Source organism: Streptomyces silvae, assembly GCF_016745505.1.
Taxonomy (GTDB): domain Bacteria; phylum Actinomycetota; class Actinomycetes; order Streptomycetales; family Streptomycetaceae; genus Streptomyces; species Streptomyces silvae.
In genome coordinates this window covers 43,633-62,216 of the sequence record NZ_JAERUC010000172.1, presented here as the reverse complement: position 1 = coordinate 62,216, position 18,584 = coordinate 43,633, and the positions used below count along the sequence as shown (strand labels likewise).

General features: G+C 69.8%; 14 protein-coding genes and 2 pseudogenes. 8 read left to right on the top strand and 8 right to left on the bottom strand.

All coding sequences use genetic code 11. The features are described 5' to 3' along the window. Nucleotides 1-4 precede the first annotated feature (4 nt). A pseudogene (locus JKV81_RS36390) lies at nucleotides 5-64 on the bottom strand (hypothetical protein); the annotation flags it as partial. A gap of 739 nt (nucleotides 65-803) precedes the next feature. After that, the gene (locus tag JKV81_RS27345; protein ID WP_236057880.1) at nucleotides 804-2,633 is read right to left on the bottom strand and encodes a DUF6924 domain-containing protein; all 1,830 of its coding nucleotides are present in this window, start codon (nucleotides 2,631-2,633) and stop codon (nucleotides 804-806) included. 925 nt (nucleotides 2,634-3,558) lie between these two features. Between JKV81_RS27345 and JKV81_RS27340 the strand changes: the two genes are divergently transcribed. The 4 genes from JKV81_RS27340 (at nucleotide 3,559) to JKV81_RS27325 (ending at nucleotide 7,818) form a co-directional block, all read left to right on the top strand. Continuing rightward, nucleotides 3,559-4,314: a (5-formylfuran-3-yl)methyl phosphate synthase gene (locus JKV81_RS27340; RefSeq protein ID WP_124278351.1), complete on the top strand. Its 756-nt coding sequence runs from the start codon at nucleotides 3,559-3,561 to the stop codon at nucleotides 4,312-4,314. An 8-nt stretch (nucleotides 4,315-4,322) separates the two neighbouring features. Beyond that, on the top strand, nucleotides 4,323-5,732 hold the full coding sequence (locus JKV81_RS27335) for an aldehyde dehydrogenase family protein (protein WP_129260944.1): 1,410 nt from the start codon (nucleotides 4,323-4,325) through the stop codon (nucleotides 5,730-5,732). Next, nucleotides 5,729-6,835: an NAD(P)-dependent alcohol dehydrogenase gene (locus JKV81_RS27330; RefSeq protein ID WP_202078244.1), complete on the top strand. Its 1,107-nt coding sequence runs from the start codon at nucleotides 5,729-5,731 to the stop codon at nucleotides 6,833-6,835. The genes JKV81_RS27335 and JKV81_RS27330 overlap by 4 nt, the downstream gene beginning before the upstream one ends. 128 nt (nucleotides 6,836-6,963) lie before the next feature. Continuing rightward, nucleotides 6,964-7,818 carry a class I SAM-dependent methyltransferase gene (locus JKV81_RS27325; protein ID WP_307820609.1) on the top strand — a complete coding sequence of 285 codons (855 nt, stop codon included), beginning with the start codon at nucleotides 6,964-6,966 and terminating at the stop codon, nucleotides 7,816-7,818. 146 nt (nucleotides 7,819-7,964) lie between these two features. Here JKV81_RS27325 and JKV81_RS27320 read toward each other — a convergent pair whose 3' ends face one another. The 3 genes and pseudogenes from JKV81_RS27320 to JKV81_RS27310 all read right to left on the bottom strand — a co-directional run bounded on the left by JKV81_RS27320 (nucleotide 7,965) and on the right by JKV81_RS27310 (nucleotide 10,355). Beyond that, entirely contained in the window at nucleotides 7,965-8,498 is a 534-nt protein-coding gene (locus tag JKV81_RS27320; protein WP_124278894.1) for an EF-hand domain-containing protein, read from the bottom strand. Between the two features lie 145 nt (nucleotides 8,499-8,643). Further along, nucleotides 8,644-8,858: pseudogene (locus JKV81_RS27315) on the bottom strand (IS110 family transposase); the annotation flags it as partial. 243 nt (nucleotides 8,859-9,101) lie between these two features. Further along, nucleotides 9,102-10,355, bottom strand: a complete 1,254-nt coding sequence (locus tag JKV81_RS27310; RefSeq protein ID WP_202078240.1) for a DUF6357 family protein — start codon at nucleotides 10,353-10,355, stop codon at nucleotides 9,102-9,104. Nucleotides 10,356-10,553: 198 nt separating this feature from the next. Between JKV81_RS27310 and JKV81_RS27305 the strand changes: the two genes are divergently transcribed. Together JKV81_RS27305 and JKV81_RS27300 are read left to right on the top strand one after the other, a co-directional pair. After that, nucleotides 10,554-12,065: a cryptochrome/photolyase family protein gene (locus JKV81_RS27305; protein WP_202078238.1), complete on the top strand. Its 1,512-nt coding sequence runs from the start codon at nucleotides 10,554-10,556 to the stop codon at nucleotides 12,063-12,065. A gap of 41 nt (nucleotides 12,066-12,106) precedes the next feature. Then, nucleotides 12,107-13,282 (top strand): spore photoproduct lyase family protein, encoded by a 1,176-nt coding sequence (locus JKV81_RS27300; RefSeq protein WP_202078236.1) that lies wholly within the window; start codon nucleotides 12,107-12,109, stop codon nucleotides 13,280-13,282. Between the two features lie 86 nt (nucleotides 13,283-13,368). Here JKV81_RS27300 and JKV81_RS27295 read toward each other — a convergent pair whose 3' ends face one another. Both JKV81_RS27295 and JKV81_RS27290 read right to left on the bottom strand, forming a co-directional pair. Next, the gene (locus tag JKV81_RS27295; RefSeq protein WP_124278357.1) at nucleotides 13,369-14,559 is read right to left on the bottom strand and encodes a PP2C family protein-serine/threonine phosphatase; all 1,191 of its coding nucleotides are present in this window, start codon (nucleotides 14,557-14,559) and stop codon (nucleotides 13,369-13,371) included. Between the two features lies 1 nt (nucleotide 14,560). After that, nucleotides 14,561-16,168 (bottom strand): sensor histidine kinase, encoded by a 1,608-nt coding sequence (locus JKV81_RS27290; protein ID WP_202078234.1) that lies wholly within the window; start codon nucleotides 16,166-16,168, stop codon nucleotides 14,561-14,563. 107 nt (nucleotides 16,169-16,275) lie between these two features. Between JKV81_RS27290 and JKV81_RS27285 the strand changes: the two genes are divergently transcribed. Further along, the gene (locus JKV81_RS27285) at nucleotides 16,276-17,049 is read left to right on the top strand and encodes a response regulator (RefSeq protein ID WP_129260939.1); all 774 of its coding nucleotides are present in this window, start codon (nucleotides 16,276-16,278) and stop codon (nucleotides 17,047-17,049) included. 55 nt (nucleotides 17,050-17,104) lie between these two features. Here JKV81_RS27285 and JKV81_RS27280 read toward each other — a convergent pair whose 3' ends face one another. Then, a complete protein-coding gene (locus JKV81_RS27280; protein WP_124278360.1) occupies nucleotides 17,105-17,458 on the bottom strand; it encodes a DoxX family protein in 354 nt (117 codons plus the stop codon). Between the two features lie 217 nt (nucleotides 17,459-17,675). On the opposite strand from JKV81_RS27280, the gene JKV81_RS27275 reads away from it, so the two are divergent. Beyond that, complete coding sequence (locus JKV81_RS27275; RefSeq protein WP_202078233.1) at nucleotides 17,676-18,563, top strand: sigma-70 family RNA polymerase sigma factor; 888 nt, start codon at nucleotides 17,676-17,678, stop codon at nucleotides 18,561-18,563. The last annotated feature ends 21 nt before the right edge of the window (nucleotides 18,564-18,584 follow it).

The following is an 18,584-nucleotide window of genomic DNA, read 5'->3' as shown; positions in this document are numbered from 1 at the left end:
CTTTCGGGACGTGCAAGGGCGCGAAGTCTGCCACCTGGGTCAAGCGGGCACGGACAGCGTCGATCAGCAGAGTGTGGCTGCGCAGCTCCGGTCCCCCGTGGACGATACGGTGTGCCGCAGCTGCAGGAGGCGGTCCTTCCTCCAGCAGCTGCCGCAGCGCTTGGCTTTCCCCCCTCTGCCTGGCGGGGACACACTGTGGTGTTCGTTGAGGACGTGACCACCGTCGCCGAAGATCGTCAGACGCAGGCTCGATGACCCCGCGTCAGCCACCAGTACCGGCCCGGTTCGTGTACGCACACTCCGATCCTCTCCCTCGTTCCGCGAGGAGGTCGGCCGACCGCGACCGCTGCTTCGTCGCGGGACTGAGGCGTCCGGATGACTGGAGGACACTCAACGGGTTCGAATCGTAGGGGCGCTCCGTCCCGGGGCAGCCCTCCAGGATGTGAACGACGGCGTCGCCCCCTTCGCAGAGGCGTTCTGGCATGTCGCCGCCACACGAGTAGGCATCCTGATGGAATTCTCGGCTCGGGCAACAGGCAGCCCGCCATCGATCCAGCGGTTCGACCGCCGCTGACAGGGGAATGGTTTCCGATCGGCACCCTCACGAAGCTGCGCACCGGTACGCTCACGCAGAACCGGCCCACCGGTTTGCCTCCGACAGGGTCAGGCATGCGCCGGTCGCACGGGCCTCGCAGCCCCGGAAACCAGCCCCGTACGGCTCGATGACCCACACATCGGCAGCCTGACGGAGGATGCTCGACTCATCTGATGCGTTGCGGGACGCCCCTTAGATCCTGCCAAGGTCAGAAGCCCCGGAAGACACCGTTGTCGGCGGCGTTCTCGAAGTCCTCCCAATCCATGTTGGCGAGGGAGATATTGTTCTCGACCGACCACAGTTCTGTGGCGAAGACTCGGAGTTGGCCGTGCTCCTGCCTGGCCTCACTCTCCTCACATTCGTCGTTCTCGTCGAAGAGCAGGAGGGCCAGCAGCGGCATCTCCGGCGCCGTGAGGGCGGTCTTATCGGCCACAATGAACAGATCGGTGTCCACCTCGCGTGCGGCCGAGAGGATCTGCTCGGTCGTCAGGTCGCGATAGGCGAGATCATCCACTGGGTGGACGTTCGCGAGGAAGCCGTCCTGGTTCGGTGTCATGACGGTCGTGAGCAGAACTTGCCAAGCGGTCGGGTCGGAGAAGTCGGTGCGGATCAGCAGGGTCTCGTCCGTGTCCGGCAGGCTCTTCACGAGTCCTCCCTGTGCGGGTGGGTTCGGGGTGGCGGCGGGCTCGGCCACCGCCTCGCCGTCGCGCCAGACGACGGTGCCGTCGGCACGGCACAGGACCACTCCGCCCTCCTCGACACGCAGTTCGTCGGCCGGTCCGCCCAGCGGTGGGCGTTCGTCGCCGAGAACGCGCAGCATGCCGTCCTCGTCGAGTCGCAGTCCGGGCTCGGCCGCTTCGCCGAGGTGCACGTACCAGAGCCAGGACTGGTCGGCCCCGAACAGAACGAGGCGGCGTTCGTCCCAGTGTCCGAGCACGGTGCTTCCGTCGGGGGAGGTGAGGGAGTGCCGTCCGAGCGTCTGTCCTCGGCGCAGCACGGCACCCCGCGGGGCGTCGGCCGTGGGGCCGTGGCATGCCGTGTGTGGGCCTGTTGACCACACCGACCGGCCGTCCACGTCACGCAGTTCGGCACGGCCGTCATCACCGACCACGAGCCGGCGGGCCCCCGAACCGGACGGGCCGGAACTCCACACCGGGACACCATGGGTGTTGCGGACCGAGAGGACACCGTCCTCGGAGAGCTCGGCCCATCCTCCGTCCACCCACCCAGTGCCGGTCGACCACACGGCACGGCGCTCGGTGTGGCAGTACAGAGTCAGATCGCCGTAGCCCTGGTGAGCCAGTGTGTGCGTACCGGCGGGAGACGTCAGGGACTGGTTGCGCAAGCGCCCTCCCACCTCCAACGCGGGCCCACCGTACGCGTAGGGCTCTCCCGGGGGGACCGGTCCATGCGGGCGTTGGGTGCCTTCGTGCCACAGGACGGTCCCGGAGGAGTCGACCAGGCACAGCATCAAGCTTTTGGATGTGGAACCACCCGCCAGGTGCCGGCGCCAGGTGAGCACGGTGTCTTCCTGTTCGAACCAGTCGACCAGTGGACGGGTCAGCGCGTAGCTCATACCCCCGCCCTTCCCGTACTCGCAGACCCGCAGCCATCCGTCCTGCTCGCGGGCCACTGTCCGCCGCGTCTTGCCCTCCCTGACCAGATACGCATCCCGGGTGATGGCAGCCGCGGGCGCCGCTTCTCCGAGCGGCACAGGGTGGGTGAGTCCGGTGCGTATGTTGCCCAGGCGGACGTGTGTGCGGTCCAGGAGTTCCAGCTCTCCGGCATCCGTGAGGATGAGGTACTGCGCCCCGGGCGCGGCGAAACCGGAGCGCCAGACCGTGTCGTCGTTCTCCCCGCCCTCGACGACGACCTCGTACCCGTGTCCGAGAAACAGCTGTCCAGCTGCGCCCGCACGCCAGACGACCTGACCGCGGTCGGTGTCCGTGACCACGGCGACACCCTCCGAGTCGCACCGCAGCGCGAACCTCTCCGAGGGGGACGTCAGCTGGACATCGGGGTAAAGACGTTCGAACATGGGCAGTTCACGCACAGGAACCCTCTTCTCCTACCGGGCGACGCCAGCTCGTGGGGGCGTCGGTGAAGCGGATTCTGCCGGACGCTACCGACAACGGGCCTACGTGGCCCGTCGGCTCCCGCCCCGACACCCCTGCCGCACAGCCGGCAGTCTGGCGCCAGGCCTGCCTTGCCGCCGAGCCGGCCGAGACGCCGCAAGCGGAGGTGGAGCCGACGCTGGCTCGAGACGAGTGAGCGGACAAGCCGCTCCGATCCTCTCGCACTCTGGTCCACAACGGATCCTGGCCCCTTGCGCGCGGCCGCTCAGAGACATGGGACAGGTCTTAGACCAGCCTCTCCTCCATGCGAAACCTGCCGACGACCGAACCGTGGGGGCGTGACCAGATAACGTGGCGGTTGTCCTGACGGAGGTTGGTGGACACGAACGTCGACAACCGGGACCGGCAGGTGCGGCTGAGCTTTCTCAGCTGGTCCGTTGCTCAGGTCACTCGGACATGGACTCCGGTGGGATGCCGCCACGCTGAACTGCTCCCTGAGCCGCTCATCCGCCGAGTCCCGCGCCTCCTGAGGCGAACTCCGCCGGCGATGTCGGCCTCCGTGTGTGGGGCGCGCCCCGCGCCTTCGGCATCGTGCAGTGCTCCCGGGGTGGCCTCGGCCTGGACGCGTACGGCGTGACGATGCCGGCCTCTCACTCTGTTCGCGGGGAGTTCCACCAGCGCCTCTGCGTTCCGGCGGGGCTCAACAGGCTCTGGTTCGCGCCGGTGCACACGGAGCCGTATGTGTGCGTACACGCGCCGCCCGGAGAACTCCGTACGCCCTACCGGTGCGCGCGGGCAGTGGAAAGGATGAGCACACCGCACACGGACCAGGTGATCCGCGGTTCCCCGTCCTCCGGCCGGGCGGACTCGCGGCGGAAGGAGCTCACGGTGTTGCTTCTCATCTCCCCGGACGGCATCGAGGAAGCGCTCGCTTGCGCGAAAGCGGCGGAGCACCTCGACATCGTCGACGTCAAGAAGCCCGATGAGGGCTCTCTCGGCGCCAACTTCCCCTGGGTCATCCGGGAGATCCGCGACGCGGTACCGGCGGACAAACCGGTGTCCGCCACCGTGGGCGACGTGCCGTACAAGCCTGGCACCGTGGCGCAGGCCGCGCTCGGTGCAGCCGTCTCCGGCGCCACGTACATCAAGGTGGGCCTGTACGGATGTACGACTCCTGAGCAGGGCGTCGAGGTCATGCGGGCGGTCGTCCGGGCGGTGAAGGACCACCGCCCGGACGCGCTGGTCGTCGCCTCGGGCTACGCCGACGCCCATCGCGTCGGCTGCGTGAATCCGCTCGCCCTGCCCGACATCGCAGCCCGCGCCGGTGCCGACGCGGCCATGCTGGACACCGCGATCAAGGACGGGACGCGGTTGTTCGACCACGTTCCGCCGGACGTCTGCGCCGAGTTCGTCCGCCGCGCCCACGCGTCCGGCCTGCTCGCCGCCCTCGCGGGCAGCGTCAAGCAGGCCGATCTCGGTCCGCTGACCCGTATCGGCACGGACATCGTGGGCGTGCGGGGAGCGGTCTGCTCGGGTGGTGATCGCAATGCCGGAAGGATCCAGCCACACCTGGTCGCCGCCTTCCGGGCGGAGATGGACCGGCAGGCCCGGGAGCACGCCGCCGACGTCCCGGCCCTGAACTGACCACCGGGATGCCGACACCGGAAGCCGGCCGCGCACCCGGACACCGCGTCCCAGGCCTCCCCGTCATCGACCCGGCCTCTGGGGAGACCTTCGACGAAACCCCTGACCAGCAGCCGCACGAACTGGACGACGCGATCGACCGGGCCCGGCGCGCCTGGATCGGGTGGCGCGCCGACCCGGCCGCTCGCACCATCCGGCTGAACGCCGCCGCCGATGCCGTGGATGCTGCCGGAGACGACCTCGCGCCGCTGCTCACCCGGGAACAGGGCAAGCCTCTGGCCGAGTCGTACGCCGAGGTCGCCCGTACGGCGGCCCGGCTCCGGTACTTCGCCGCTCTGACTCCCCGCGCCCGCCCGATCGACGACGGCCGACCCGTACACAGCGAGATCCGCTGGCGCTCTCTCGGCCCCGTTGCCGCGATCGTGCCGTGGAACTTCCCTCTCCAGCTCGCGTCGGCGAAGTTCGCGCCCGCACTGGCCGCCGGCAACACCGTGGTCCTCAAACCGTCCCCGTACACCCCCCTCGCCACCCGACTGCTCGGTGCCGTCCTCGCCACAGCCCTGCCTGAAGATGTCCTGACCGTCGTCACCGGCCGGGAACCCCTCGGTGCCCACCTCGCCGCCCACCCGGGTATCCGCCACGTCACCTTCACCGGCTCGGTGCCGACCGGGCAGGCCGTCGCCGCAGCTGCGGCGGCCTCACTCGCCCGTGTCACCCTGGAACTGGGCGGCAACGACGCGGCCGTCCTACTGGACGACGTCGACGTGGACCGGGTCGCGGACCGGCTGTTCTGGGCCGCCTTCCGCAACTGCGGGCAGGTCTGCATGGCGGTCAAACGCGTCTACGCACCGGCACGGCTCCACGCCGAGGTCGTCGAGGCCCTCGCACACCGCGCGAAGACCGTCGTCGTCGGATCCGGCCTGGACCCGGAGACCCTGCTCGGGCCGGTCAACAACGCCCCTCAGCTGGCTCGTGTCGAGCGGCTCACGCAACGGGCCCTGGCGGTCGGCGCCCGGGCGGCGGCCGGTGGTCACCGGCTTGACGGACCGGGCTACTTCTTCGCTCCCACGATCCTCACGGACGTCCCTCCCGACGACCCGGTGGTGACCAAGGAACAGTTCGGGCCAGTACTGCCGGTGCTGCCGTACCGAGACCTCGACGAAGCCGTCGAAGCAGCCAACGACACCGGCTTCGGGCTGGGCGGTTCGGTGTGGGGCACCGACCTCGACCGGGCGGCGGCGACAGCCGAGCGGCTCGAATGCGGCACGGCCTGGATCAACCACCACGCCGAACTCTCCCTTGCTCAGCCCTTCGCAGGCGTCAAAGACAGCGGGGTCGGTGTCGCGGGCGGGCCGTGGGGCCTCTACGGCAACCTCAGTCCGTTCGTCGTGCACCGGCCGAGGGAGGGAGGGCGATGAAGTTCCGCGCAGCCGTGCTGCGCTCCCACGAGACCCCGTTCGCGGTCGAGGAGATCGTCCTGAGTACCGGCCCGGCCGCCGGTGAGATCCTCGTCGAGATCGCGGGATGCGGAATGTGCCGGACGGATCTCGCGGTCCGGCACTCAGCCGGCCGCACCCCGCTGCCGGCGGTCCTCGGCCACGAGGGGAGCGGAGTCGTGGTGGCGTCCGGCGATGGTCCGGACAGCACGATCGGCCTCGGTGACCACGTCGTGCTGAGCTTCGATTCCTGCGGAGACTGCCGGAACTGCCGCAGTGCTGCCCCCGCCTACTGCGACTCCTTCGCCTCACTCAACCTCTTCGGGGGACGCGAGGAGGACGCGTCACGGCTCACCGACGCCGTCGGGGGAGCGCTGGCGCCCCGGTGGTTCGGCCAGTCCTCCTTCGCCGAATACGCCCTCGTCCCGGCGCGCAACGCCGTCAGGGTCGACGCCGCCCTGCCGCTCGAACTGCTCGGTCCACTCGGCTGCGGCACCCTCACCGGGGCCGGAGCCGTGCTGAACACCTTCCGTGCCGGCCCCGGTGACACCCTCGTCGTGCTCGGCGCGGGAGCGGTGGGCCTGGCCGCAGTCATGGCGGCCACCGCCGGCGGCGTACGGACCGTGGCCGTCGACCGGCATCCGGAGCGCCTGGACCTGGCCGAACGGTTCGGCGCGGTCCCGCTGCCCGCAGCGACGGCCGGACTGGCCGAGCGCATCCGTCGGTACACCGACGGCGGCGCGCAGTACGCCCTGGACACCACGGCCTCCGCCCCGCTGATCAACGACGCGCTCCGCGCGCTGCGCCCCACCGGCACCCTCGGTCTCGTGGCACGCCTCCACACCGCACTGCAGCTCGAACCGGGCACGCTCGACGGGGGCCGCAGCATCCGGCACATCTGCGAGGGGGACGCCGTACCCGAACTGCTGATACCCCGGCTGATCGGTCTGTGGCAGGCCGGCCGCTTCCCCTTCGATCAACTGATCCGCACCTATCCCTTGGCCGACATCAACGAGGCCGAACGCGACTGTGACGCCGGACGCGTGATCAAGCCCGTCCTGCTGCCGGAAAGAAGAGACCGATGAGTGAAACCTCTACCACCGGAGACCCTCACCCTCCCACCAGCGCCCCTTCCGTGTTCTTCACCCCCACCGAAGGGGACACGGCCACCACGGCGACGCGGAGAACCGGTGCGGAAGGCGTGGACGCAGGTGTGGGACTCACAGCCCTCCTGGTCGCCGCCGCACGGGCGATCGAGACCCACCGCCACGACAGCCTCGCCCGGGACGTCTACGCGGAGCACTTCGTTCGTGCGGCCCCCGCCTGCGCGGACTGGCCGGTGAGCATCCAAGAGGTCCCGGAAGGGGACGACAACCCGTTGTGGGGGAGATTCGCCCGCTACTTCGGTCTGCGGACCGGAGTCCTCGACGACTTCCTCCACCGGTCGGTCGGTAAGGGCGTTCGCCAATTGGTCCTGCTGGGGGCGGGATTGGACACCCGTGCTTTCCGGCTGGACCTGCCGTCCGACTGCGTCGTCTTCGAGATCGACAGGGAGGGCGTGCTGGCCTTCAAGGAACAGGTGCTCACGGATCTGTCGGCCGCCCCGAAGGCGAAGCGGATCCCGGTACCGGTCGACCTGCGCGACGACTGGGTCACCGCCCTGACCTCTGTCGGCTTCGACCCGGCCGCTCCAAGCGTCTGGCTGGCCGAAGGACTGCTCTTCTACCTACCGGGCCCCGCCGAGACGTACCTCATCGACACGGTGGACCGGCTCACCACCGGGGGCAGCGCCCTGGCCTTCGAGGCCAAGCTGGAGGAGGACCTGCTCGCGTACCGCGACAGCCGGATCTACACGGCGACGCGAGAGCAGATCGGCATCGATCTGCTCGACCTCTTCGACAGGGGACCGCGCCCGGACTCCGCGGGTGACCTGGCGGCCAAGGGCTGGTCCACCTCGGTGCACACGCCCTTCGACTTCACCCGTCAGAGGGGACGTGGTCCCCTCCCCGAGCCGAACGACGCGCTGGAGGGGAACCGGTGGGTCTTCGCGTACAAGACCCGGTCCTGACGTCCGCTCACGAAGGCGTCCGCACGGGCCCGGCACCGCCTTGACCGCGCGGAGCCGACGGCCGCGCGCGTGGGGGTGGTCCGGGGCCCGGCCCGTGGCGTCCCGGGACGGCCCGCGCCGCCACGGAACGCTCATGTCCGGGCGTGTCAGACGGCCCGGACAGCCACCAGTTGGTCAGCCGGGATTCCACCCATGTCCGGCGCGTAGTAGTCCTCGATGCCCCTGGCCCACGTGGTAACGGTGATGCGGTCCTCGACGTCCGGGCCGAAGGCGTCGAAAAGCGCATGGATGTTCGCCTCCGCGAAGCCGATCGCTCTCATCAGCGATACGAAGAGCGGGCGCTCGATCAGGCCGTCGCCGTCGGGATCGCCGAGTGCGGAGAGCGCCTCGGCGAACTCGGTGATCGTGGGACCGAAGCGCTCCGGGTCGAGCACGAACGGGCGGAACTCGTCGACGGAGATCACACCATCGCCGTTGGCATCCAGCTCCGTGGCCAGGGTGGTCCAGTAGCGGCGGAACGCGGCCCGGATGGCCTCCCTGGCGCCGTCGTCCGACGCGACCGCCACCTCCAGAACACGTCCCGTCATGAGGTCGAAGTCCTCGGAGTCGAGGACTCCGTTGCCGTTGGCGTCGAAGAGGGAGAAGACCAACTCGGCCCTCTCGGTGGCCTCGGTTCGCATGTCCATCACTTCTCTCCTACGGTCCTTCGTTCCCGGACTCGGCTCGATGAGTGCTCCCATGAAACCGCCTAGGGGGAGAAACGTGACGGTCAGGAGACCTCCGCTACCAGAAGGAGTGAGTGCGTCGACAAACAGTTCGTACGGTTGGCAGGGCGCCAATGGAGGCGGGCTGGTCGACGACGACAGGACGGTGCCGTGCTTGGCGGTGAGCTTGTCGAGGACGGCCCGCATCTTGGGCTCGCTGTTCGGCAGCCACCTGTCGAAGACCCGCTTGCCGGCCGGGATGACGGCGGTTCCGTGGTGCTCGCCCTTGCCGACGTCCAGGCCGAGGAAGGCGTCCACGTCGCCGGTGTCGATCATGCTGATCCCTTACGAGGTCGCGCTGTCCCGGTCCCGTTGGCGTGGCACCAGTCGCCCGCATTCACGTTACAAAGAGCCTCCCAGCACGCTGGTGGTCCTGCCTCTGTCAGCGGTCTACCGATGCCTCCCGCCCGGTGCCCCCCGGATCATGCGAACTACAGGGGGAACATTCACGCCGGACCGGAGGCCGGGAGCCCCGTTGCGGGGGCACCATGAAGGTAACGGGGGGCGAGCAAAGGCCGGCTAGTCGGCGTCGCGCCGCCGGCGTGCGCGCTCGAACTCAGCGGCGTCCGCTATCCAGGAGCCGTGCTGGTCGAGTGCCGCGCAGCCGCCGCGGACGAAGGCGCTCACCAGGGTCCGGTACCCGCCGATCCCGTCGACCAGGCTGTATTCCACCCGGTACTCCGGATCCGCCCCGCCCTCACCCTCCCGCACCGTCGTGATCCGGGCGAGGGAATCCGCGTAGAAGTGGAGCTGGATCCCTTCGCCCATCTTCTCGTCCTCGATGGTGAACACTTCGTTGTCCCCGGCAGAGCGGTCCTCGACGAACTCCCAGAACACCGCAGTGGCAGTCCGGGGACCGTCAGCGCGCCACTCCTTCTCGACGCCCTTGTCGTCGGTGAACGACAGGGCCGTCTTCCTCGCGCCCTCGCCAAAGGTGCCGTCAGGCTCCTCGTCATCCTCCATGGGCGCGCTCCTGGAGCGGTCCGCGGCCTCCGAGCACATCAGGAAGCTCACCGTACGCACCGCGTCATCGACGAGCCCGGGGTGTGCACGGCGCACGGCCGCGTCGACCGTCGTAGCCATCCGCTCCCAGTCGCGCTTGTCGGTGGCGCGCTTTCCCCGTCGCGGATCGCGGCAGATCCGCATCCCGGCGCATGCCTGCTCCGCGGTGGCGATCACCCGCATGACCTCCGTCAGCAGCGCGGGGTCGACAGCGTCGGGCATCCGCCTCGGAACCGTCGCGCCGTGCACGTACTGGCCCGTGTACCTCAGAAGCGCCGCGTCGAGTGGGCCCAGCACTGTTCCGCGCTCGGCGCGACGACGGTTCGCGTCGTACTCCTGAGCTCGTTTCCTGTTGGAGGTCTCCGTCGCCGCGCGCATCGCCGCGCAGACCTGACCGCGCTCGAGCAGATCGATGTCAGCCCCATGAGCGATGAGCTGACCCCTGTCCCACCGGATGTGTCGGAAGAACGCGTCGACGTCCGCAGGCGCGGAGAGGAGGATCGGGTCCAGGAGCGCGACGGCAGCGTCCTCGTCGAGCCGGTCCCGGGTTCCGGCGGCATCGCACAGCGGAATGACCGCACTCCACAGCAGCAGGTGTCTGGCCAGGTCCTCCCGGATCACCGCGAGATGGGCTTCTCCGATCGGGAACGTGAACGTGCGCGGGGCGTGGTTGGCGTCGGCCCCGGCACCGAGCATCAGCTTCAGCTCACCGTCCTCGCGGATCACGTTCGGGATCCAGCCGCTCGCGCGCGTGAAAACGATGTCTCTCATGGCCTCAGTCTTCCCCATCGGGCGGGGCGAGCGAGCCCGGCCCGCACCGATCTGACCGGCCGCCCCCGTGCGTGCCTCACAGTGCCCGGCGTGTGCTGGGCGCTGCCGGTGCCGTCGTGCGTTTTGATCTGTGGGGGAGTGGGTGGGCCGCCCCGTCGGCGCGTGGCCGGGCGACAGTTCGTCGAGGGAGTGCTCGGAATGGCTGAGGCGGAGTCAGGCGCCACCCACTGGCTGTTCGGTGATCAGCTCGGTCCTCATTTCGTCGATCCGGCGCGGGGTGGTCCGAGCCGGGACACCCCGCTGCTGATGATCGAGGCCCGCAGCGTCTTCCGGCGACGGCGGTTCCATCGTGCGAAGGCCCACCTGGTTCTGTCCGCGATGCGGCACCGGGCCGCCGAGCTCGGTGACCGCGTGCGGTACGTCAAGGCGGACACCTACCGTCAGGGCCTGCGCGAGGCAGTGGGGGACGGCCCGGTGACCGTGCACCATCCCACCTCCCACGCCGCCCACGCCTTCGTACGGTCGCTGCCCTCCGTCACCGTCCTGCCGGCGCGCGGCTTTCTCGTGACGCACGACGAGTTCAGGGGCTGGGCGGACGGCCACGGCGAGAAGCACCTCCGCCAGGAGGACTTCTACCGATGGGTCCGTACGACGCACGACCTGCTGATGGAGGGCGACCGCCCCGTCGGCGGCCGGTGGAACCTGGACCACGACAACCGGCAGCCACCACCGCGCGGCGCCACCGGCCTGGGCGTTCCGGCGGCCTACCGTCCCCGGGAGAGCGACATCGACGCCGAGGTGCGGGCCGACCTCGACCGCTGGTCGCGTGACGGGGACGCCGAGTTCGTGGGTGAGGACGCGCCGCGCGGGTTCCCCGCCACGCGCAGGGAGGCGCTGGCCGCGCTCCGCCGTTTCGTGGAGCACCGGCTCGCCACGTTCGGCGCGTACGAGGACGCGGTTCTCGCGGGGGACGCGACGATGAGCCACAGCCTGCTCTCCTCGTCGCTCAACCTCGGCCTGCTGGACCCGGCGGAATGCGTCGAACGGGCGGAGGCGCAGTGGCGGTCCGGTGAGGTGCCGCTCAACAGCGCCGAGGGATTCGTGCGACAGATCGCCGGATGGCGCGAGTTCGTCTGGCACGTCTACTGGTACTTCGGTGCGCGATACCGGGCGAGCAACACCCTGGGCCACCACGAGCCGCTGCCCGGCTGGTTCACGGAACTGTCCCCGGACGGCACGGAGGCGAACTGCCTCGCCCACGTCCTGGAGCAGGTCAGGACGACCGGCTGGACCCACCACATTCCACGCCTGATGATTCTGGGCAGCCTCGCCCTGCAACGCGGATGGGATCCCGGGGCCGTCACCGACTGGTTCCACCGCAGCTTCGTCGACGGCTACGACTGGGTCATGGTCCCGAACGTGGTGGGCATGTCGCAGTACGCGGACGGGGGCCGGATGACCACCAAGCCCTACACGTCCGGAGGCGCGTACATCGACCGCATGAGCGACTTCTGCGGCTCCTGCCGTTACAAGCCGTCCGTACGGGTCGGCGAGGACGCCTGCCCCTTCACCGCCGGATACTGGAATCTCCTGCACCGCCACCGCGACCGGTTCGAACACAACGCGCGGATGACCCAGGCGGTGCGGGGGCTGGACCGGCTCCGCGATCTCGACGCGCTGCTGGAGCAGGAGCGCGGCCGTCGTGACTGAGGGTCCCTTCGGCAGTACGCACACGGGGAGAGGAGAGGAACGTGGTCCAGCCGTCGCCGGGAGCCGCCTCGGGAGAGCCTGAGCAGCAGGCGCTCTTCGGGTGGTCGGACATCGCAGCGACGCCGGACGCGCAGCCGGCCTTCCGGGACAGCCCGGAAGCCCGCCGCATGCTCGACGTGAGGGAGGTCTACGCCGAGCCGGCCGCGCTCGACTCCCCACGCGGCCGACAGATCATGGCCCGGCTGCCGGGAGCGCGCGTGACCGAGGTCGCGAGCCACTGGGGCATCCCCTCCCTCCACGGCAACGACGGCAACACCGCCCGCTGGGTCCGGATCAAGACCGGGACGCTCGTCCTCGGGGTGAAGCACACACTCCGCACACGCCCCAACGGCAGGTCGGCCGACTGGATCGCTCCCGGCCCCTCCAACGGGTGCGCGATGGCCTGCGCCTACTGCTACGTCCCCCGTCGCAAGGGCTACGCCAACCCCATCACGCTGTTCACCAACATCGAGGCGATCGTGGCCCACGTCCGCCGCCACGTACGGGCCCAGGGCCCCAAGACCGAGCCCAACCAGTGTGATCCCCAGGCGTGGGTCTACGACATCGGCGAGAACGGTGACTGCTCGGTCGATGCCCTGGTCTGCGACAACACGGCGGACCTCGTCGCCGCCTTCCGAGGCATGCCGACGGCGAAGGCCTCCTTCGCGACCAAGTTCGTCAACCCCGACCTGCTCGCACTCGACCCCCAGGGGCGCACCCGGGTGCGCTTCTCCCTCATGCCCGCCGACGACGCCCGGCTGCTGGACATCCGGACCAGCCCGATCGACGGCAGGATCGCCGCGGCCGCCGACTTCCTCGACGCCGGTTACGAGGTCCACTTCAATCTCTCGCCCGTCATCCTGCGCCCGGGGTGGCAGCGGGACTGGGCCGACCTGCTCGCCCACCTCGAAGACGTCCTGCCCACCCGTGTGAAGCAGCAGGCCGCGGCCGAGATCATCATGCTGACCCACAACCGGTCGCTCCACGAGGTCAACCTGGGCTGGCACCCACGCGCCGAGGAAGTGCTGTGGCAGCCGGCCGCCCAGGAGACCAAGCGCTCGCAGAACGGAGCCCTCAACGTCCGCTACTCCCGGGACATCAAACGGCAGTCACTGGAGCACCTCCGGCAACTGATCGTCACGCACGCACCATGGCTGCGCGTCCGGTACGCCTTCTGAGTACGGGCTGACTACGGGACCCGCGCACCGTCCTCCAGCTGAGACCCCCACGCGGCGCCCGGCTCACCGACTCGTCAACCGGCTGCCTACCGGCCCCAGTCGAGGCGGAGCACGGCCAGGTCGTCGGAGTGGCGTCCGGCGTTCAGCTCGTTGGTCTCCTGGATGAGGAGGTCGACGTGGCGGGCCGGGTCCGCCGGCGGCAGGTTCTCGATCAGCGTGAGCAGTCCTTCCACGCCGAGCCGTTCGCTCGATGCCCCGTTGTGCCCTTCGGTGAGGCCGTCGGTGTAGAGGGTGAGCGCTCCGGCGGCCGGGAGCGGGATGACGGTGGAGGGCCAGCTGCGCAGTTCGGGGACGATGCCGAGTGCGATGCCGTGCGCGGCGGTCAGTTCCCGGGTGCCCTCCGCGGTGGTGAGGAGGGGCTCGTGGTGGCCGGCGAGGTGGAGGGTGGCGGTAGCGGCGTCCTGGTCGATGGTGAGGAGGGTGCAGGTGGCGAACAGGTGGTGGCTGCCGCGTTCGGCGATCAGGATGCGTTCCATCAGGTGCAGCAGGTCCTCGCCGCGGTGTCCGCCGAGTACGAGCGAGCGCCACGCGATGCGCAGGCAGACACCGAGGGCGGCCGCGTCGGGGCCGTGTCCGCTGACATCGCCGACGACGGCGTGCAGGAGCCCGTCGTCCCCCTCCACGACGTCGAGGAAGTCCCCGCCGAGGAGGGCCATCGCGGCCCCCGGCAGATAGCGGGAGGTCACTTTCACCGTGGAGGTGTCGAGCATCGGCTGGGGCAGCAGGCCCCGCTCCAGACGGGCGTTCTCCTCGGCCCGCATCTGGGCGACCTGGGCCAGGGCGCTCGCGCGCTCGGTCCGGCTGCGGTAGACGGCGTAGCGCACCGTGCGGTGCAGCAGGTCCGCTTCGACCTTGCCCTTGACCAGGTAGTCCTGTGCTCCCGCGGCCATGGCGTCCGTGCCCGCCTGCGCTTCGGACAGCCCGGTCAGGACGATGACCGCGGTGTTCGGGGCCAGGATCCGGACCGCGGCGACCGCTTCTATGCCCGACACGTCGGGCAGGTGCAGGTCGAGGAGGATGCAGTCGATCGGGGTGAGCGTCAGTTCGGCGCGGGCCTCGGCCAGCGTGGTCCTGGTGGTCAGTTCGAACCGTAGCCCGGTGTCGTGCAGGAGCTCCTCGACGAGCAGGGCGTCGCCCTCGTCGTCCTCGATCAGCAGGATGCGGTACGTCGGCTCGTCGGACGCCGCCTCCACGGCGTCCGGCATGGCGGTGGTCATCTCATCCGCTCCGCTCCGCGCCGGAGCGGCTGGCCTCCGGCAGGGTGGAAGGACCCGGATTCTCCGGCGGTTCCGGCGCCAGCGTGAAGGTGATGCGCGTGCCTTCCTGGTACGCCGTGTCGACGGAGATCGTGCCGCCGTGGAACTCCACGACCTTCTTGCACATCGCGAGGCCGATGCCGCTGCCGGAGTAGACGTCCTTTGTGTGCAGGCGCTGGAAGATCACGAAGACCTTGTCGGCGTATTCCGGTGCGATGCCGATGCCGTTGTCGGTGACGGTGAACCGCCACAGGTCGTCCTCACGGGCCGCCGTGACATGGATCTTCGGTGTCTCGTCCGGCCGACGGAACTTGACCGCGTTGCCGATCAGGTTCTGCCAGAGCATGCCCATCTGGGTGGGGTCCGCGACCAGCGTCGGCAGAGGGTCGTGGGTGATCGTCGCGTCGGTTTCCTCGATGGCGACACTCAGCCCGGACAGGGTCCGCTCCAGCACCTTGTCCAGGTCGATGCTCTGGTGTGTGTGGTTCACCCGTCCGACCCGCGAGAACTCGAGCAGGTCGTTGATGAGGGTCTGCATGCGGTTCGCCCCGTCGACCGCGAAGTCGATGTACTGATCGGCCCGGTCGTCGAGCTGTCCTCCGTAGCGCCGCTGAAGGAGCTGGGTGAAGCTGGAGACCTTGCGCAGCGGCTCCTGGAGGTCATGGGAGGCCACGTACGCGAACTGCTCCAGCTCGGCGTTCGAGCGCTGAAGGTTCGCGGCCTGCGCGTCGAGCCGCTGACGTGACTCCTCGCTGAAGGCCAGCTCCCGCACCAGGCGGCGGCGCATGAAGTCGATCTCGCTGCTCAGACGTCTCAGGTCGGCGGGCCCGGTCGGGGCGATGGGGTGGTCGAAGTCACCGCCGGCGATGATCCGGGCGTCCGTGCCGAGCTGTTCCAGCGGCCGGTTGATGCCGCGGCGCAGTCCTTCGAAGACGAAGGCCGTCAGGACGACCATCAGGGCGGCGATGGCGCTGAAGACCCCGTTACGCAAGGCCATCGTGGCCTTGAGGTCGCCCTTCACCCGGACGACCTCCGAGCGCAGCCGTTCCTGCTGGCGGCTCACGGCCGCGCGTACCTCGTCGAAGGTCTGCTTGCCCTCCGCCGCCCGTTGGGTGGCCAGCGGGGAGGGTGAGCCGCCGGGTGCCGCGGTGATCGGCCGTGCGATCCTCTCCTGCCACGTGGCCGTGGCGTCCTGCACGGCTTCGAGGTCGTCGAGGCCGGCCGGGTCGTCGCGGAGCAGCCCGGAGAGCTCCGTGACGACGGCTTTCTGCTTGGCGAGGCCGTCCTCGTACGGAGTGATGAACTCCCGTGAGCCGGTCAGTCCGTAGCCACGGATGCCCGTCTCCTGGTTGAGCAGAGCCGATTCCAGGCGGATCGCCTGTGCCAGCGCCGGGGACCGCACGTCCACGAGATCGCTGCTGATCGACGCGCTCCGTGCCAGCACCCATGCCCCGGTCGTCCCGAGGAGGGCCAGCACCGCCAGGGAGACGGCCGCACCCACGCGAAGCCACCGCCGGGTCGTCCACGTGGAGAACCACCGCGTACGCGGTGGTTTCGTATTCCCGGTCATTCGGTGGACTCCTCGCTGCGGCAGCCGCCCGGAGGAGCGGCCAGCACACTCTAATGGGTGACAACGATTGTTGTCACAGAGAGCTTCGAGGCCCTAGAGTGCCGGACATGCCAGGCAAGAACTTCGAACTGCGGACCACGCCGGATGAGACGGCCCTCATCGCGGACGCAGAGGTCGACAGTCTTGCGCAGCGCCTCGCTCGCCGTTTGTCGGAAACCTCACGGCGTCCGGCGCCGGACGACCCGGCGCCGGCTCTGGCTCTGCTACATGTGCTGGAAAACCTTCAGCAGGCGGCTGAGCGGCTCCAGCGGGAAGCAGCCGTGGCTGCCGCCCGCGCGGGTGCCGGCTACCCCCAGCTCGGTGCCGCCTGCGGTATGAGCCGGCAAGGCGCACGCCGCCGCTGGCCGGGCCTCTTCCAGCACTCCGACGAGAAACCCACGGAGCATCCGATGATGAGCACCACCCCCTCCCGCGCGTTCGACGTTCTGCTCGTCGAGGACGACATCGCCGACGCCATGCTCATCGAGGAAGCCCTCGCCGAGCGCGGAGCCCGCAATCTGGTCCAGGTCACCGACGGTGTCGCCGCCTTGGAGCACCTGCGCGCCCCGGGCAACTCGCGGCCCGACCTGATCGTCCTCGACCTGAACATGCCGAGGATGAACGGCCGTGAGCTGCTGAAGGTCCTGAAGAACGACGAGGACCTGCACACCATCCCGGTGGTGGTCCTCACCACGTCCACCGCCCCGGACGACGTGACCGGCGCGTACAGCAGTCACGCCAACGCCTATGTGACCAAGCCGGTCAACCTGCAGGAATTCGAGCAGGCCGTCCAGAGCATCGACGCCTTCTACCTCGACACCGCGACCCGGCCCCGCCCCTGAAACCACGGTCGGGGAGAACGGTGGACCGCTGCTCCGACGGGTACGTCGGTGCGGGTCATGATCTGCCCGCGAAGTAGCCGGTGGCGGCAACCGCCAGCAGCAGGTAGCCGCCGGGGAAGACGATGTTGTGGAAGACGCGCGCGCGGACGTGGGCCATGACGGCGCCGGCGAAGAACGCGGTCAAGCCGATTCCTGCCGCCAGGCCCAGCCCGTGCGCGCCGAGAAGTCCCATGACAAGCCCGGCGGCGCCCGCCAGTTTGAGGGTCGCCAGGTACGGCAGCGCAGCCGGCGGGAGTCCGACCTCTGCCGAGTTCTCCCGTACGAACGGTGCTCGCATGTAGTCCGCGATCGCCACGAACGTGTTCGCGAGGACGCATCCGACCGTGGCGATGACGAGTACGGAGCTCATGAGTCGTACGCCCTCACGTCGCTGAGCGGCCGGGGTGGCACCGCGGGGGCCGCCTCCCTCACCTTCGCGCGTGGCGGCCCGGCCTCGGCAGCCGGTTCGCCGGCGGTGCGGAGCCGCACCATCTGTAGGGTCATGACGTCGTCATCTCCTCGGGACGTGAACAGGAATGGGTTGCACCGACCGTCCTGACGTCAGCCGGCCCGGAAAGGTGACACCCATGCCGATCACGCTCGAGGACTTCGAGGCCGTGCGACCGCATCTGCTGTCGGTCGCCCACCGCATGCTCGGCTCCACTCATGACGCCCAGGACGCTGTCCAGACGGCCTGGTTGCGGGCCGGGGCCGCCCGGCCGTCGCCGCCGATCGAGAGCCCGTCCGCCTGGCTCACGACCGTCACCGCCAGGGTCTGCCTGGACGAGCTGCGTGCCCGGCGCCGTCGCAACGAGGCGCCGCTGCTCGCGCACGCCGTCCCGGCCGCGGGACTGGCCGCGGACGAAGCGGTCCTTCGCGCGGAGGACGTCTCCCGGGCGCTCATGGTCCTGATGCAGCAGCTGACCCCGCCTCAACGGGTCGCCTACGTCCTGCACGACCTGTTCTCCGTGCCGTTCGACCGGATCGCACATGTGCTGGGCGGGACGGTGCCCAGCGCCAAGAAGCACGCCAGCAGGGCTCGACAGCGCCTCGACGGGCCCCAGGACGCCTCGCTCCAGGCCGGCCGGCCGGACCAGCAGGTCGCCGAGGCCTTCATGGCGGCGGCCCGGACGGGGGACACCCGCAGGATGCTGCAGCTGCTCGCGCCGGACTGTGTCCGCGACGCCGAGGCAGCGCTCCTGCCTCCCGGAGCCCGCACGACCGTCGTCGGAGCCCTCGACATCGCCACCGAAACCGCTCACCACCGTGACCGCATCCAGGCGGCTTGCAGGATCGTCGTCAACGGAGAACCGATGTACCTCATCGCCCCGGGAGGACATCCCCTCGCCACGATCGGGATCAGCACCGCCGACGGGAAGGTCACGAAGATCCTGCTCCGATCGGCCCGAGCCGACGACCACTTCGCCCGCACCGCGCCATCGCCCGCACCGGCATACCGGCGCCGGGACCCGTGACGGCGCAAGGACACCGTGCCG